13 protein-coding genes and 1 riboswitch are annotated in these 15,172 nt (G+C 53.4%); of the genes, 9 read left to right on the top strand and 4 right to left on the bottom strand.

Annotated features, from left to right (window positions below):
- Window positions 1-31 precede the first annotated feature (31 nt).
- The 5 genes from KK078_RS09110 to KK078_RS09090 all read left to right on the top strand — a co-directional run bounded on the left by KK078_RS09110 (window position 32) and on the right by KK078_RS09090 (window position 5,652).
- Window positions 32-412: a hypothetical protein gene (locus KK078_RS09110; RefSeq protein ID WP_254089948.1), complete on the top strand. Its 381-nt coding sequence runs from the start codon at window positions 32-34 to the stop codon at window positions 410-412.
- A 273-nt stretch (window positions 413-685) separates the two neighbouring features.
- Window positions 686-2,896: a TonB-dependent receptor gene (locus KK078_RS09105; RefSeq protein WP_254089947.1), complete on the top strand. Its 2,211-nt coding sequence runs from the start codon at window positions 686-688 to the stop codon at window positions 2,894-2,896.
- 189 nt (window positions 2,897-3,085) lie between these two features.
- Complete coding sequence (locus KK078_RS09100; RefSeq protein ID WP_254089946.1) at window positions 3,086-4,669, top strand: Ig-like domain-containing protein; 1,584 nt, start codon at window positions 3,086-3,088, stop codon at window positions 4,667-4,669.
- Window positions 4,670-4,867: 198 nt separating this feature from the next.
- Entirely contained in the window at window positions 4,868-5,197 is a 330-nt protein-coding gene (locus KK078_RS09095; RefSeq protein ID WP_254089945.1) for a hypothetical protein, read from the top strand.
- Window positions 5,198-5,454: 257 nt separating this feature from the next.
- The gene (locus KK078_RS09090; protein WP_254089944.1) at window positions 5,455-5,652 is read left to right on the top strand and encodes a hypothetical protein; all 198 of its coding nucleotides are present in this window, start codon (window positions 5,455-5,457) and stop codon (window positions 5,650-5,652) included.
- A gap of 196 nt (window positions 5,653-5,848) precedes the next feature.
- Here the strand turns inward: KK078_RS09090 and KK078_RS09085 are convergent, their stop codons facing one another.
- Together KK078_RS09085 and lpdA are read right to left on the bottom strand one after the other, a co-directional pair.
- Window positions 5,849-6,457, bottom strand: coding sequence for a hypothetical protein (locus KK078_RS09085; RefSeq protein WP_254089943.1), 609 nt, complete (start codon window positions 6,455-6,457; stop codon window positions 5,849-5,851).
- Between the two features lie 109 nt (window positions 6,458-6,566).
- Window positions 6,567-7,958, bottom strand: coding sequence for a dihydrolipoyl dehydrogenase (gene lpdA / locus KK078_RS09080; protein ID WP_254089942.1), 1,392 nt, complete (start codon window positions 7,956-7,958; stop codon window positions 6,567-6,569).
- Between the two features lie 201 nt (window positions 7,959-8,159).
- Here lpdA and fabG point away from each other — a divergent pair, with 201 nt between their 5' ends.
- The 4 genes from fabG (at window position 8,160) to KK078_RS09060 (ending at window position 13,193) form a co-directional block, all read left to right on the top strand.
- Window positions 8,160-8,906, top strand: coding sequence for a 3-oxoacyl-[acyl-carrier-protein] reductase (gene fabG, locus KK078_RS09075; protein ID WP_254089941.1), 747 nt, complete (start codon window positions 8,160-8,162; stop codon window positions 8,904-8,906).
- Window positions 8,907-9,137: 231 nt separating this feature from the next.
- A riboswitch (SAM riboswitch) is annotated at window positions 9,138-9,255 on the top strand.
- A gap of 265 nt (window positions 9,256-9,520) precedes the next feature.
- On the top strand, window positions 9,521-10,843 hold the full coding sequence (locus KK078_RS09070) for an O-acetylhomoserine aminocarboxypropyltransferase/cysteine synthase family protein (RefSeq protein ID WP_254089940.1): 1,323 nt from the start codon (window positions 9,521-9,523) through the stop codon (window positions 10,841-10,843).
- A 77-nt stretch (window positions 10,844-10,920) separates the two neighbouring features.
- Window positions 10,921-11,967: a homoserine O-acetyltransferase family protein gene (locus tag KK078_RS09065; protein WP_254089939.1), complete on the top strand. Its 1,047-nt coding sequence runs from the start codon at window positions 10,921-10,923 to the stop codon at window positions 11,965-11,967.
- Window positions 11,964-13,193 (top strand): homoserine dehydrogenase, encoded by a 1,230-nt coding sequence (locus tag KK078_RS09060; protein WP_254089938.1) that lies wholly within the window; start codon window positions 11,964-11,966, stop codon window positions 13,191-13,193. The genes KK078_RS09065 and KK078_RS09060 overlap by 4 nt, the downstream gene beginning before the upstream one ends.
- 93 nt (window positions 13,194-13,286) lie before the next feature.
- Here the strand turns inward: KK078_RS09060 and KK078_RS09055 are convergent, their stop codons facing one another.
- Together KK078_RS09055 and KK078_RS09050 are read right to left on the bottom strand one after the other, a co-directional pair.
- Complete coding sequence (locus KK078_RS09055; protein WP_254089937.1) at window positions 13,287-13,775, bottom strand: gliding motility lipoprotein GldH; 489 nt, start codon at window positions 13,773-13,775, stop codon at window positions 13,287-13,289.
- Window positions 13,772-15,166, bottom strand: a complete 1,395-nt coding sequence (locus KK078_RS09050; protein ID WP_254090005.1) for a regulatory iron-sulfur-containing complex subunit RicT — start codon at window positions 15,164-15,166, stop codon at window positions 13,772-13,774. Before KK078_RS09050 ends, KK078_RS09055 begins: the two co-directional genes overlap by 4 nt.
- Between the last annotated feature and the right edge of the window lie 6 nt (window positions 15,167-15,172).

Raw genomic sequence — 15,172 nt, 5'->3', positions numbered from 1 at the left:
TTATAGTCAACCGTTTTCCTACTTTTGCCTCGTGACGCAGGGAAGCACCATCATACTGATCGTATACGCCATAACCATGCTGAGCTATGGCGCCCTGGAAATGGGTCACGACCTGCTGCACTACCTCGACGCCCACAGCCACGTTCACATTCACCACCATGCACACGACCACGATCACACCTTCAACGATCACCACCATCACTCCCACGGCGAAGTCCACACGCATACCCATACTTCCGAACCCGTCACCGCCGAGCTGCCTTCGCTGGTAAGCCTCTTCCTCTACACGCAGTCCCCCGTCGACCACACCTTTTTCCGTCAGCTCCTGGAGCGCTTAACGCCGGACAGGGCTGACACACCACCTCCCATATACTTCTTGCCTTCCACGCCCCCACCCCAACGGCTGGCATAAACGTCTGGCGCAGGTTTTCGTCCCGAAGGGACGGAACTTGTGCCTATACTGTCGCCAGTTTATAACGGGCGGGCAGTATAAGCGTCGGCCGGCTCGACGGCAATTGCAAACTGCCAACCGTCGCGGCACCCCCGATAGTTATCGGGTCACCGCCCCACGGGCGGGGTTCCGACTTGCGCCAGCCAGGGAGGCAGATTTTTGTCCTATTTAATTTTTTCCATGAAACCCCGTATACTATCAATACTATACATAGTACTGTTAGCTCCTACCCTTTTGTTCGCGCAAGAGACCGGCACGCTGACAGGCACGATCACGCAAGAGGGCAAGGCCCCTTTGCAAGACGTAAACATCTACCTGCCCACACTCAGCCGAGGCACCTCCACCGACAAGCTGGGCCGTTTCAAACTGACGAACCTGCCCGCGGGCCAACATGATATCCATATATCTTTTGTCGGTTACGCCGCGGTTCAACAACCTGTTATGATCCAGGCGAACGAAACGACCGTCTTCAACGCCACCCTCAAACCCGGCGACCTGCTGCTCGAAGACGTTGTCGTACAGGACCAATTGGTGCAGGAAACCAACACGCTATCGCAGGTAGACATCCGCTTACGCCCCATCAACACGTCGCAAGACATTCTACGCATGGTGCCCGGCCTCTTCATCGCGCAACACGCCGGTGGTGGCAAAGCCGAGCAGATCTTCCTGCGCGGGTTCGACATCGACCACGGCACCGACATCAACCTGGAAGTAGACGGCCTGCCCGTCAACATGGTGTCACACGCGCACGGCCAGGGTTACTCCGACCTGCACTTTCTCATTCCCGAGATCGTCGGTACGGTAGACTTTAATAAAGGCCCGTATTACGCTGCCAAAGGAAACATGACCACCGCCGGCTACGCTGCATTCCACACCCGCGATGCCCTCGACCAGGACATGATCAAGATCGAAGGCGGCCGGTTCGGCACCTTCCGCAACGTAAACGCCATTACCCTGTTCGATAAGCAGGACGGTGATCGCCGCAGTAATGCCTACATCGCCTCCGAATACTTCCGGACCGATGGGTTCTTCGACGCAAATCAGAATTTCAACCGGTTAAACCTGACGGGCAAGTATACCGCCTATCTGGACGGCAACCAGGTTGTAATGGTAGGACTCTCGACGTTCAACAGCCGATGGGATGCCTCCGGGCAAATACCCGAACGTGCCGTAGCCGCGGGTGACATCACACGGTTTGGTTCGATCGATCCCACGGAAGGCGGCGAGACATCGCGGTCAAACGCCTGGATCAAACACCTGAAGACACTGGACAACGGGGCGGTGATCGAAAACCAGCTATACTACAGCCGGTACGACTTTAACCTCATCTCGAACTTCACGTTCTTCCTGAACGATCCCGTCAACGGCGACCAGATCACCCAACGCGAAGCACGCAACATTTATGGCTACCGTGGCAGCTATACGCTGGACCACACCCTCGGCGGCTTGCCGTTGCAAAGCGAAGTGAGCGCAGGTTTCCGTTACGACGACGTAAACGACATCCATCTGTACCACACCCGGTCGCGCAAAGTATCCTTAAACGACATTGCGCGGGGCGACATCGACGAGACAAACCTGTATGCCTATCTGCAGGAGACGTTGCACCTCACGCACAAGCTGTCGATAAACGCCGCCGTACGCCTCGACCACTTCACCTTCAATTATGCCGACGCGCTCACACCGGGGTACGATCGGCAAAGTGTGAGCAAGGCCACTGTCAGCCCGAAGTTCAATATCAGTTACAACGCCACCCGTAAATTGAACGTGTTTGTAAAAAGCGGCATCGGGTTCCACTCCAACGACACGCGCGTTGTCGTGGCCCAAAACGGCGAGGACATTCTGCCGAAGGCTTACGGTGTCGACGCCGGTGCAACGGTAAAGGTAAGCGACAGGCTGCTGCTGACCGCCTCCGCCTGGATGCTGTACCTCGACCAGGAGTTTGTCTACGTAGGCGATGAAGGCGTGGTAGAGCCCGGTGGCAAGACCCAGCGTCAGGGCCTCGACCTTTCGCTGCGGTACCAGATCATGCCCTGGCTTTACCTCGACGGCGACGTAAACCTGACGGACCCCCAGGCGAAAGACGCGCCCGAAGGCGAAGACTACATACCGCTGGCGCCTACGTTTACCAGCATCGGCGGCCTCTCGTTCCGCTGGAAGAATGGCATCAATGGAAGCCTGCGGTACCGTTATTTGGGTGATCGCGCCGCCAATGAAGACAACTCTGTTAAGGCAAAAGGATACTTCCTGGCCGATGCCGTGTTGAAGTATACGCGCCCGAAGTTCGAAGTGAGCATTGTAGCCGAGAACCTCTTCAACGAAGCCTGGAAGGAGGCCCAGTTCGACACCGAGTCGCGGCTCCAAAACGAGATCGACCCGGTTTCTGAAATACACTTCACGCCCGGCACGCCGTTCATCTTTAAGACCAGCATCTCGTTCTTCTTCTAACGCACTGCTTTAACGCAGTCTCCCAAAAGAGGCATTTGGTTGGGAACCAAATGCCTCTTCTTATCATTTATTTTCTACTCAAAAAATCACGCTATGTATACACGCGATACGGGAAACCCTGCTGTATTTCTTCCCGTTGTTAGGACACGTTAAAACAACAACACACTTGTCTAACCCCCTGTTTTTGTCATGCAAACCAAGTTTCTATTGCCGCTGTACGCCAGTTGCCTGGTACTGCTCTCGCTAACCACATCTTCATGTAGTGATGATGATACCGGTGGCGGCGATCCCTCCGCCAATCCCACCGTCCGTTTTACCAATCTCATCGACGGCCAGACGGTCGGTGGCATCGTAAATATTACCCTCGAGGCCGAAGGCCCTGGCACACCGGAAAAACTCGATCTATACCTGAACGGCGTATTGATCGAAACACTCACCACGATACCGTATTCGTTCGCATGGAACACCGCGACGCTGTCCCCAGACGCATATTCGCTCAAAGCCGTCGCCACCACACCCGACGGGCGCCAGGGCCAGGCGTCCGTACAAGTGGTGGTTCGGCAGGATGAAGCTCCCCGGGTGCTGCTAACGCTGCAGGTACCTACAGATTTCTTTGGTGTAAGTGCGCGCGCCGACCGAGGGTACATCCTTTTATCGGATGAGCAGTGGGGGCTCATCACCTGGCGGGAACTCCGCAACGGCGACAATCTAACCCTGTCATCCACCACATACGCGGGCCAAAGCTTTACCGTAACGGAGCTGTATGTATACGAGGACGGAGACGTAACCGCTACCTCCTACCTGCAGGCCGGCGCCGGCGCGTGGACGCTCAATGATCCCTGGGAACCGGCGGTGCCACGCAGCAGTGTACGATTGTCGTTTAACTGGTTTACCAGCGATGTAAGCTATTCCGTTAGCTCCAACGCGAACTTCACCACCTACAGCCAGCGTTGCAACACCACCGTAAGCGACAAAAATCCTTTTCCAGACGACCTGGATCTATCGGTGTCTCCCGCGCAGATTTATGTTTCCGCAGTGATCGGCGGCAAATTTACATTCCGGATGTTTTCAGATCCTGCCATCACTGTAGGGGGCCAGTATACCATCGATCTGTCACGCGTCAATACCGCAGACACAGACTACGAGTTGACGAAAGAAATGGTTGACGTCCCCGGTAATGACACCCAGGTACAGCTTTTTGGACTGCTCCGACCTGGCGATTTGCAAGCAGCCTATGTCATCGGTCGCTACGGGCAGTCACTCCAGACGATCGGAATATTTACTCCAAAGCCGACGGTCAACCCCTTTCAGGATTACTTCGCCATAACCAAGTATACCGGAGAGGACTATGTGGTGGAGAACGCCGGCTTTGGCCGCTACGACTTTAGCCGCCTCGACGCACAGGCTACCGTAACCAACGAATCTGCCACGCAACTGACCTTAAGCACCACGGGCCCATTCGACCTCTTCGAGATGGACTTCACAGTCGGCGAGGATCCCAGGTTTCCCGACGGGTACTGGAAGGTTGTAGGCCCCTCCATCGCTAACCGCACGATCCGCACGCCCGATCTGCCGGACGAGATCGCCGAAGCGCTCCCGTTCGGTGCCGATCTCAGCGCTATACACCCCGCCGACCATGTGCGCATGACCGACCATACTACACTGGACGGCTTTGCCGGCGTAATGACACACCTGCGGGGCAATCCGCGCGGGTTCACGTCGCTGAAGCGGCAACACGAAAAGCGATCGGTTGATGTCTATTACAAGCAATAACCAGCATTGTTCGCATATTGTCTGTCGCTCGGAGCAACCGACGCTGGCCGGTCTGATGTTTCAGGCCGGCTATTTTTTTTTGCTGTGACCAACGTGGTGCCTAGGCACCGGGCATATCGGGTCGAAGATTTTTGAGTTGACGATAGATTTATGCCACTAATTTATCGCGAAGGATTATATTTGGCCCCCTTAAATAGTATGCAGAAGATTAAAGATCAGGTATTCAACCTCAGCAACGCCACTTCATTTGTAAAGGACCTTCGAAATTATGAAATCAAGAAGATCCTGAGCGAAACAAGTCTAAGAGCTTATCTTTCAGAGCGGTATCAGATCGAAAATCTATCAAAGATCAAAACGACCTTCATGTGGAAATCCCTGAAGGAATTACAGATCAAGCCTGTCGATTGGGTTCACTACAGTCCCATCATGCTGACCTTACAAGAGGACCCCGATCGCGAGGCAGCGATGGAACACTGTCTCACCCTGGTGCATGACGAAATCTTTGCGTCGATCAAGCACCTTCTTTAATCCGAAAAACAATTTCCCTCGCGCACTGCACGAGTGTTTAACACCGAACGTTAGCGTAGGTGTGTGGTTACTTGTGCCACGCTCTTGCCCACCCATACCAGATACAATCTTTATCCGAGGCGGCCTGCCTGCGGGTAACCAAGGCTAAGACCTTGCCATTTACATGTATTCTACGTGTCCTGAAAACAGGACACGGGCCAGGACAACGTACCGGACAGCGTACCGCGACCGAACGCGAGACACATTATATAAACTATATGGCATCAACGGCCTGGACGCCGGCCGGCGTCCAGGCAGCGGCCGGCAGTTTGACGATCAGCCTGCCCCAGCGGCCGCCAGAGGACGAGTTTAGCTTGATACTGTCTGTCGGCGTACGGTATGGAATGTTTCTGGGAGATGGAACGGTTCTGCAAGCTAAAAAGGTAGGGATGGCAAAAGTACTGGCAATGGGCTGAGGTAACGGCATGACACACCAACGCGTGCATGCTCAGCGTTTTTTGAAGTGAACCGTCTGACCCATTCTTTCCGCAATGAATCCTTGTACAATATCACCCTTCCCGGAGTATCTTTGAAGTAGTCTCCGACTATTCACGGGCGCCCCGAACACCATGCTGTTGGTTTTATCTCTTCGTTCGGCAATGATTATCGATGTTACTTGCTTTCAATCAAATTATGTATCCTCATCGAAACATATTCTTCCAACGCTTTATTGCCATTGCACTTCTTTAAAAGACGTGGTTTTTCCTCCAGGAATTCTTCCCTGGAAGAATGGTATAAATCATTCATTATATCAATTTCCACGTTCAATAATTTCTTATTAAGAACCACATCGTCCCTTAATGTGTCCAGTTCTTCGCAGCCATCATCCTGCGTGAGCGAAAAAAAATGCATCAGATTTATCGCAATTGCCTTGAAGTACAAATCCATCACTTCTCTAAGCTCCTTTATCTCATTCCCTCTATATGACTCTGCTAACGTCAATATCGCAATTCCTGAATTTGGATTCTTGCTATAAACCATTTCCCAAAATTCAATTTCCTGATTTGCCTTCCAATCAAACCCATAATATGAAGTCCAATTGCCGGCAAGAATAGCAGCGCGCAAAATGGAAATTGATTCCTCTTCCAAATAGTCGAATTGTTCTACTAACTTCTTGATGGAGTCATAATCATACGTTTTCACAACAAAATCCCGAATGATCGTTCCCTGTTCTGATAGGTCCGTTTTGTGATTGTATTGACCTAATTGATATAAAGCCATTTTTGTGTCAGTCCGTTTTTCAATTCTCTGTTCATGCTTCGGAAGGAGATATAAAAAAAGCGGCTCCCCTGAGGCAGCCGCTTTTATATAATCCTTTTCGTGAAACGACCTATAAGTGAATCACCTCATTATACGCAGCAGCAGCAGCCTCCATGATCGCCTCACTCATCGTCGGGTGCGGGTGCACGGATTTGATGATCTCATGTCCTGTGGTTTCCAGCTTACGCGCTGCGACCACTTCGGCGATCATTTCCGTCACGTTGGCACCGACAAAGTGCGCACCCAGCCATTCGCCATACTTGGCATCGAAGATCACCTTCACAAAACCGTCGGTTGCACCGGCAGCCTTCGCTTTGCCTGAAGCCGAGAAGGGAAACTTGCCTACTTTAATCTCGTAACCTGCTTTCTTCGCAGCTTCTTCGGTATACCCTACCGAAGCGATCTCCGGCGAGCAATAGGTGCAGCCCGGAATGTTGTTATAGTTCAGCGGCTCGGGGTTCTGGCCGGCGATCTTCTCTACGCAAATGATCCCTTCGGCCGAGGCTACGTGCGCCAGCGCCTGGCCTTTTACGATATCACCGATGGCATATACGCCCGGCACGTTGGTTTTGTAGAAGTCGTCTACCACTACTTTGCCTTTCTCGGTCTTCACACCGACATCTTCCAGGCCTATACCTTCCAGGTTGGTCGCTACGCCGACAGCCGACAGAACGATGTCTGCTTCCAGCTTGATCTCGCCGTCCGGAGTTTTTACGGTCGCTACACAGCCTTTGCCCGAGGTATCGACCTTGGTCACTTCGGAGTTGACATAGATCTTCATGCCGTCTTTCTTGAAGATCTTATCGAGTGTTTTTGACACTTCCTCGTCCTCTACCGGCACGATGCGCGGCAGGAACTCGACGATCGTTACTTCCGTGCCCAGGGTATTGTAGAAGTAAGCAAACTCAACGCCAATGGCGCCCGAGCCTACCACCAGCATTTTCTTCGGTTGCTCCGGCAGTACCATCGCCTCACGGTAGCCGATGATCTTCTTGCCATCGATCTTCATGGCGGGCAGCTCGCGTGAACGGCCACCGGTAGCCAGGATGGTATGTTTGGCTTCGTAGTCGGTCTTCTTACCGGCGGCATCGGTCACTTCCACTTTGCCGCCTTTTTTCAATTTACCAAAACCCTCGATGAGGTCGATCTTATTCTTCTTGAACAGGAACTGAACGCCTTTGCTGTTGCTGCCGGCCACATCGCGGCTGCGCTTCACTATACCTGCAAAATCGGCCTTAAAGTCTTTTACGTCCACGCCGTAATCTTTGGCGTGCTTGATGTATTCAAAAACGTTCGCGCTTTTCAACAATGCTTTGGTGGGGATACAGCCCCAGTTGAGGCAGACACCACCTATTTCGGCCTTCTCCACTACCCCTACCTTCATTCCCAGCTGAGAGGCACGGATGGCTGCCACATACCCCCCGGGACCACTCCCGATCACAATCAGATCATATTTTGACATAGTATAGGATTTATAATTCGCTGCCAAATATACGCGGTGCCGCTACATTTACACAAGGTTTGAAATAAGGAATGCTCCCGGCATGCTTTTCTCGTGTTTTTGCTGGAATTGACTATTTTTGGCACTTTTTGGCAGCAGTCCTTCTGGGAAAACCAGCGGGCACAACATTTAATTTTAACACCGGAACTTGAACTTTTTCGTATGAAGCTATTACAAGGAAAAACAGCGCTTGTCACAGGCGCATCAAAAGGCATCGGCAGGTCTATTGCCTTGAAGTATGCCGAGCAAGGCGCACAGGTAGCCTTCACGTACTTGTCCAGCGTTGAGCAGGGACAAGCCCTCGAGGCAGAGCTCGCCGCCAAAGGTGTGAAGGCGAAAGGATACCGCTCAGACGCATCCGACTACGCGCAGGCGGAGAAACTGATCAACGATGTGATCGCCGACTTCGGCTCGCTGGACATCCTGGTAAACAATGCCGGCATCACTCAGGATACACTGCTGCTGCGCATGACCGAAGAGATGTGGGACAAAGTCATCAACGTCAACCTGAAGTCATGTTTCAACACCGTGAAAGCGGTCACCAAACAAATGATGAAACAGAAAGGTGGCTCGATCATCAACATGACCTCGGTAGTAGGCCTGAAAGGCAATGCCGGTCAGGGTAACTATGCCGCATCAAAAGCCGGCATCATCGGCTTTACCAAGTCGGTCGCCCTGGAATTAGGCTCGCGTGGCATTCGCGCCAACGCAGTGGCTCCCGGTTTCATCGAAACCGAAATGACCGCCGTGCTGGACCAGAAAGTGGTGCAAACCTGGCGCGACGCCATTCCGCTGAAACGCGGCGGCCGCCCCGAAGACGTTGCCGACGCATGCGTGTTCCTGGGCTCTGATATGTCTACGTACATCTCCGGCCAGGTGCTCCAGGTAGACGGCGGCATGCTGACCTAGGCATTAAAAACTTATCCGCCACAGGAAGTCACGCGCTTGTGGCGGTCTCTTTTACATCCCCCCCGGCGCGGTTCAAAAGCGCCTTCGCGACGTTGCCAGTGCGGTTTTTACACAATTCCACGAACACTTGTACGGTGTTTTGCCATAATTTTTTTCAGACGGTGTTTGGAAAGCAGCTTTTCAGGCTCTAGGTTTGTAGTATCAAAGTCGAATAGGCACATCTTGCTGATCGATTTATAAAGAAGCGCGGAGAGACAGGCTCTGAGAAGCGCTAGCAACCACTCCCAACAGGGAAAAGGTGCTAAATCCTGACTCCGGCCTGGATGGTCCAGACCGGGAAATATAAAACGATGAAAATGAAAAGCATCATCAACACCATCTTCCCAGGATCGGCCCCTTTGCAGGGTCCGCGTGCTTACGCCTCCGTTTTATTCAGTTCCATTATTTGTTGTATGTGCAACAACGCCTGTTGTTGTATGTGCCGTTGCTAATAGCGCATCGCCCATCAGCAACACACTAGCGCACGATCTACCCGGTGACAGGTATGGTTACGGCTACGTCCACGTCTGACAACATCCGACAAATCATTTTTCACTGAATAAAACATTCTCATCATGTCAACCTTACGTTTCGAAACACTTCAGCTGCACGCAGGCCAGGAAATAGATCCCACAACACGCTCACGTGCCGTTCCCATTTACCAGACGACATCTTACGGTTTCCGCGACTCTGAACATGGCGCCAACCTCTTTGCACTCAAAGAATTTGGCAACATCTATAGCCGTATCATGAATCCCACCAACGATGTGTTTGAAAAACGCATCGCAGCGTTGGAAGGCGGCGTTGCCGCACTCGCCACAGCCTCCGGACAAGCCGCCCAGTTCATCGCCCTCAATAATATACTTCAGGCCGGCGATAACTTTGTCACCACGTCGTTCCTCTATGGGGGTACCTACAACCAGTTTAAAGTATCTTTTAAGCGCCTCGGCATCGACGTACGCTTTGCCGAAGGCGACAAGGCCGAGTCCTTTGAAAAACTAATCGACAAAAACACCAAAGCCCTATACCTCGAGACGATCGGCAACCCGGGCTATAATATACCGGACTTCGAAGCACTCGCTGCGCTCGCCAAGAAGCATGACCTGCCTCTCATCGTCGACAATACCTTCGGTGCTGCCGGTTATCTCTTCCGCCCGCTCGAACACGGCGCGCACATCGTCGTAGCCTCCGCCACGAAATGGATCGGCGGCCATGGCACGTCGATCGGTGGTGTCATTGTTGACGGCGGTAACTATAACTGGGGCAATGGCAAATTCCCGCAGTTCACAGAGCCGTCGGAAGGATATCACGGCTTGAAATTCGCAGAAGTATTTGGCGAAGGGAATCCGCTGGGTCTGCCGAACATCGCTTATATCATTCGCGCCCGCGTGGAAGGCCTGCGCGACTTCGGCCCGGCCCTGAGCCCATTCAACTCCTTCTTATTACTGCAGGGATTGGAAACACTTTCGCTGCGCGTACAGCGGTCGGTCGATAATGCCCTGGCCCTTGCACAATGGCTGGAGCAGCACCCGCTCGTAGAAAAGGTGAGCTATCCCGGCCTGCCCGGCAATGCATACCACAAGCTGGCGAAGAAATACCTGCGCAATGGTTTTGGCGGTGTATTCTCGTTTACCCTACGCGGCACCAAACAGCACACCACGCGTTTTGTCGATAGTCTGAAACTGGTCAGCCACCTGGCCAATGTAGGCGACGCCAAAACGCTTATCATACAACCTTCGGCTACCACGCACCAGCAGCTTACGGACGCTGAGCAGGCCGCCGCCGGTGTATTACCAAACCAGCTGCGCATTTCGGCCGGCATCGAACACATCGATGACCTGAAAGCCGACCTGCAGCAAGCCTTCGACAAAGTGTTTGAAGGAGAGCTAGTATCCTAAGTTAAAGTAGTTTATAGAGTACCTGAACGTCCCTTTCCGGTAAGCCGGAAAGGCGACTTCGGGAGAGTAAGTGAAGCATGCAAAAACACGATCATACATTCCACCACCAGCATCCCTTCCCGCTCGAAGCCGGCGGCGTACTGCCCGGTTTTCAACTGCGGTATACTACCCTGGGGAAGCTCAACCACGATCGTTCCAACATCGTCTGGGTTTGTCACGCGCTAACCGGCAGCTCCGACTTCACCGACTGGTGGGGCGATCTGTTTCGCGAAGGCAGCGCGTTTGATCCCAACCATTACTTCATCATCTGCGCCAACATGCTCGGCGGCTGCTACGGTTCTACCGGTCCGCTGTCCATCAACCCTGAAACGGGCAAGCCGTTCTATCACGCCTTCCCGAAGCTGACAAACCGCGATACCGTGCGGGCCTTTGACCTGCTGCGTCAAGAGCTCCAGATCGATAGCATCCATACGCTCCTGGGCGGCTCTCTCGGCGGACAACAAGCGCTGGAGTGGGCCATTCAGCAACCCGGCGTCTTTAAACATTTTATCGCGCTGGCGACAAATGCCGCGCATTCGCCCTGGGGCATCGCCTTCAACGAAGCACAACGCCTGTCGATCGAAGCCGACCCTACGTGGAAAGAGAATGAACCGCACGCCGGTGCCCAGGGCCTCAAGGCCGCGCGCGCCATCGGCATGCTCTCCTATCGTTATTACGAAACATTCAACCAGACTCAGATCGAAAAGGACCACGACAAGCTCGACGACTTCCGCGCCGCCACCTACCAACGGTACCAGGGCGAGAAGCTCGTGAACCGCTTTAATGCCTTTTCCTACTATACACTGTCAAAAATGATGGACAGCCACAACGTCGGCCGTACGCGCGAAAGCATCGAGGCCGCATTGCAGACCGTCCGGGCCAGAACCCTTGTGGTCGGCATCGACACCGATATCCTCTTCCCGGTGCACGAGCAAAAATTCCTGGCCGCTAATATTCCGGGCGCCACGTACATCGAGCTCACCTCGCTCTATGGACACGACGGCTTCCTGGTGGAGTTCGAACAATTGGATTCAGTCATAAAACACTTTTATCAGCAAAAGCAATTAAGCACGGTATTATCATGAGAAAGAAACTTAAGTTAGGTCTGTTTGGATTCGGATGTGTGGGACAAGGACTCTATCACGTACTGAACGAAACGCACGGCAGCGTACAAGCCGAGATCAAAAAGGTTTGCGTTAAGAATAAAACCAAAGAACGTCCCGTAAACGACAACTTCTTTACCTTCGACAAAGACGAGATCCTTAACAACCCCGAGATCGACGTGGTCGTCGAGCTCATCGATGACGCCCGTGCTGCTTACGAAATTGTAAAGACCGCCCTCCTCAACGGCAAAGCCGTCATCACCGCGAACAAAAGAATGCTGGCCGAACACCTGCAGGAGATCTATACCCTGCAGCAACAAACCGGTCTGCCGGTATTGTACGAAGGAGCCGTGTGTGGCAGTATCCCCATTCTGCGCAACCTCGAAGAATATTATGACAACGATCTGCTCAACAGCATCGAAGGCATCTTCAACGGCTCCACCAACTACATACTCACCAAGGTATTTGAAGAAAAGAAGAGCTACGCCGACGCGCTGAAGAAAGCGCAGGAGCTGGGCTTTGCCGAAAGCGACCCGAGCCTCGACGTAAAAGGCTACGATCCCAAGTATAAACTGGTCATTGCCATTGCCCATACCTTCGGTCTGTTTGTGAACCCCGAAGACGTGATCAATATCGGCATCGACAAGATCTCCGACCAGGACCTGAAGTTCGCCCGCGACAACGGTTACTTCATCAAACTCATCGCCCGCTCTTTCCGCATCCAGGACAAAGTATACGGTTTTGTAGCACCCCAATTCGTAGAAGCCACTAACCCGCTCGCCTCGGTGCGGAACGAATACAACGCCGTACAGGTACAAGGAGCGTTTGCTGAAAAACAGCTGTTCATCGGCAAAGGCGCCGGCAGCTATCCCACCGGGTCAGCCGTATTGTCCGATATCTCCGCCCTGTCCTACGACTACGCTTACGAGTATAAAAAATTCCACCAGGCCGATCGCTTCGAGTTCTCGAACGACCTGATCGTAGACGCGCACGTAAGCTTCGACGACTCGATCAAGATCTCCATCCAGGATTTCGAGCAGTTCCAGTCGGGCTACGCCGCCAGCGGCAAGCAATACATGGTCGGCCAGGTACGCCTCTCGAAGCTGCGTGAGTGGTCGCAGCAGGATGGCGTGGGGATTATCCTGGCGCAACAGGCTACTTTCACGCCGGTGGCTTCGGCTGTGAAGACAGAGCAGGCTGTGGCTTAGTCTCTGCCCCGCCCCCCGGCGGGACACCGACACCAGACGCACAAAAAAAGGCGGGACATTCATCCCGCCTTTTATACTATATCGTGCATCAAATTACTGTTCCCCTGGCACAATCTTCTCTACGCGCAGTCCCACGGCCAACACCCCGTCGAGTGTATCCTTCCGCATAAATTGCTCGAGCCTGACCGTATACCTTCCAGCCTTGGGAAACTGATAGTTACTGAGCAGCACCAACTGGTGATCATAAATATCCCCCAGCCCGCTGGTCCCCAGGGGCTTGCCCGACTTGGCGTCGAACAAATAATTGCCGAGCAAGTTCTTATGCAGCTGTGTGCCCGTAGAGTCCTGTAGATAATACGTAATAAAGATCCTCGACCACGGGTATGACACTTCATTCCGGATGTTTCCGATAATATCATACCGCGCCTGCGGATCGTGTATATCAAATTCAAATTCCGGCTTCTCCGACACGAGCCAGTGACGGTCCTCAAAGTCTACATACTTTTCATAAACGCGGTTATCGTCACCACAGGCCACCACCAGCAGTCCTGCAACGATCATCCATACAGCTCTCACGCTCATTGCGGATTCTCGGGTTTGGGCGTTTGACCATCTCTTTCGCCGCGGTTCTCACGGTTTTGACCGCCACCGCGGTTGTCGCGATTTCCACGGTTACGGTTTCGGTTCCGCCCTTCGCGGTTGCCGCCACCACCTTCGCCGCCACCACCGCCACGCTGCTCGCGGTTACCACGATTCTGACCCTGGCCCTGACGGTTCTGCGGATTATTCTGCTGCTGTCTGTTGCCACCGCCGCCCGTATTTCGTTGTTGCTGTTGCGGCCGCCCTCCGACGTGCGCCTGGTCGCCCGGCGCATTGTGCACTTCTTTCGCTGGTGCTGTACCTTCGGCACCTGCAGCCTGAGCGTTGGCATTTCCGCCTCCGTGACCACCGCCGTGGGGTTTCTTCTTTTTCTTCTTGTTGCGCGACTTGTTCTTGAACTTCTTGTCCATCTGGTCCAGGTCGCTGTTCAGCGGCCCGGTGGTCACCTTCTCCTCGACTATGTCGATGTCCAGTGTCGCAGGGCGTTTGCCCTCGCGGTTCATCCGCAGGATGTGGTTCACGCGCTCGATGTTGAGCGGGTACCAGGTATTTTCTTCCTTGAAGCCAAACCACATGATCTTGCGGAAGATATCCGTCTTCTGCAGCGTGGCTTCGCCCTTCTCGGTCAGCAGCGGCGCTTCGATCTTGGGTATATCTTCCAGCGCGTCCATATAGGTTTCCAACTCGTAGTTCAGACAGCACTTCAGGCGTCCGCACTGCCCGGAAAGCTTGCTGGGGTTCAGTGACAGGTTTTGATAGCGCGCGGCGCTGGTCGCCACGTTCTTGAAATCGCTCAGCCACGTCGAGCAGCACAGCTCGCGGCCGCAGACACCGATGCCGCCGAGGCGGCCCGCTTCCTGGCGCAGGCTGATCTGCCGCATCTCCACGCGGATCTTAAACTCGCCGGCCAGTATTTTGATCAGCTCGCGAAAGTCAACGCGGTCGTCGGCCGAATAAAAGAACGTAGCCTTGATGTTGTCGGCCTGGTATTCAATATCCGACAGTTTCATTTCCAGTTTCAGGTCGCGAATGATCTCGCGCGTACGATACAGGGTAGGCAGCTCGCGTTTTTTTACCTCTTCGAATTTCTCGAGGTCCTTCTGGTGGGCCAGGCGGTATATCTTTTTGATCTCGCCGTCGTTGGCGATCTTCTTCTTTTGCATCTGCAACCGCACCAGCTCGCCCTGCAGCGATACATGGCCGATGTGGTGGCCGTTGGGAACTTCTACGACCACGGCGTCGCCGGTGGTCAGCAGCAGTTTGTCAACATTGCGAAAGAACTCCTTACGGCCGTTCTTGAAGCGTACTTCGACGATCGCAAATTTATCTTCTACCGGCATGTCCATGTTCGACAGCCAGTCAAATACATTCATCTTATT

Source organism: Dawidia soli, from assembly GCF_018598185.1.
Lineage (GTDB): Bacteria > Bacteroidota > Bacteroidia > Cytophagales > Cyclobacteriaceae > Ohtaekwangia > Ohtaekwangia soli.
This window is presented reverse-complemented; position numbering and strand designations above follow the sequence as displayed.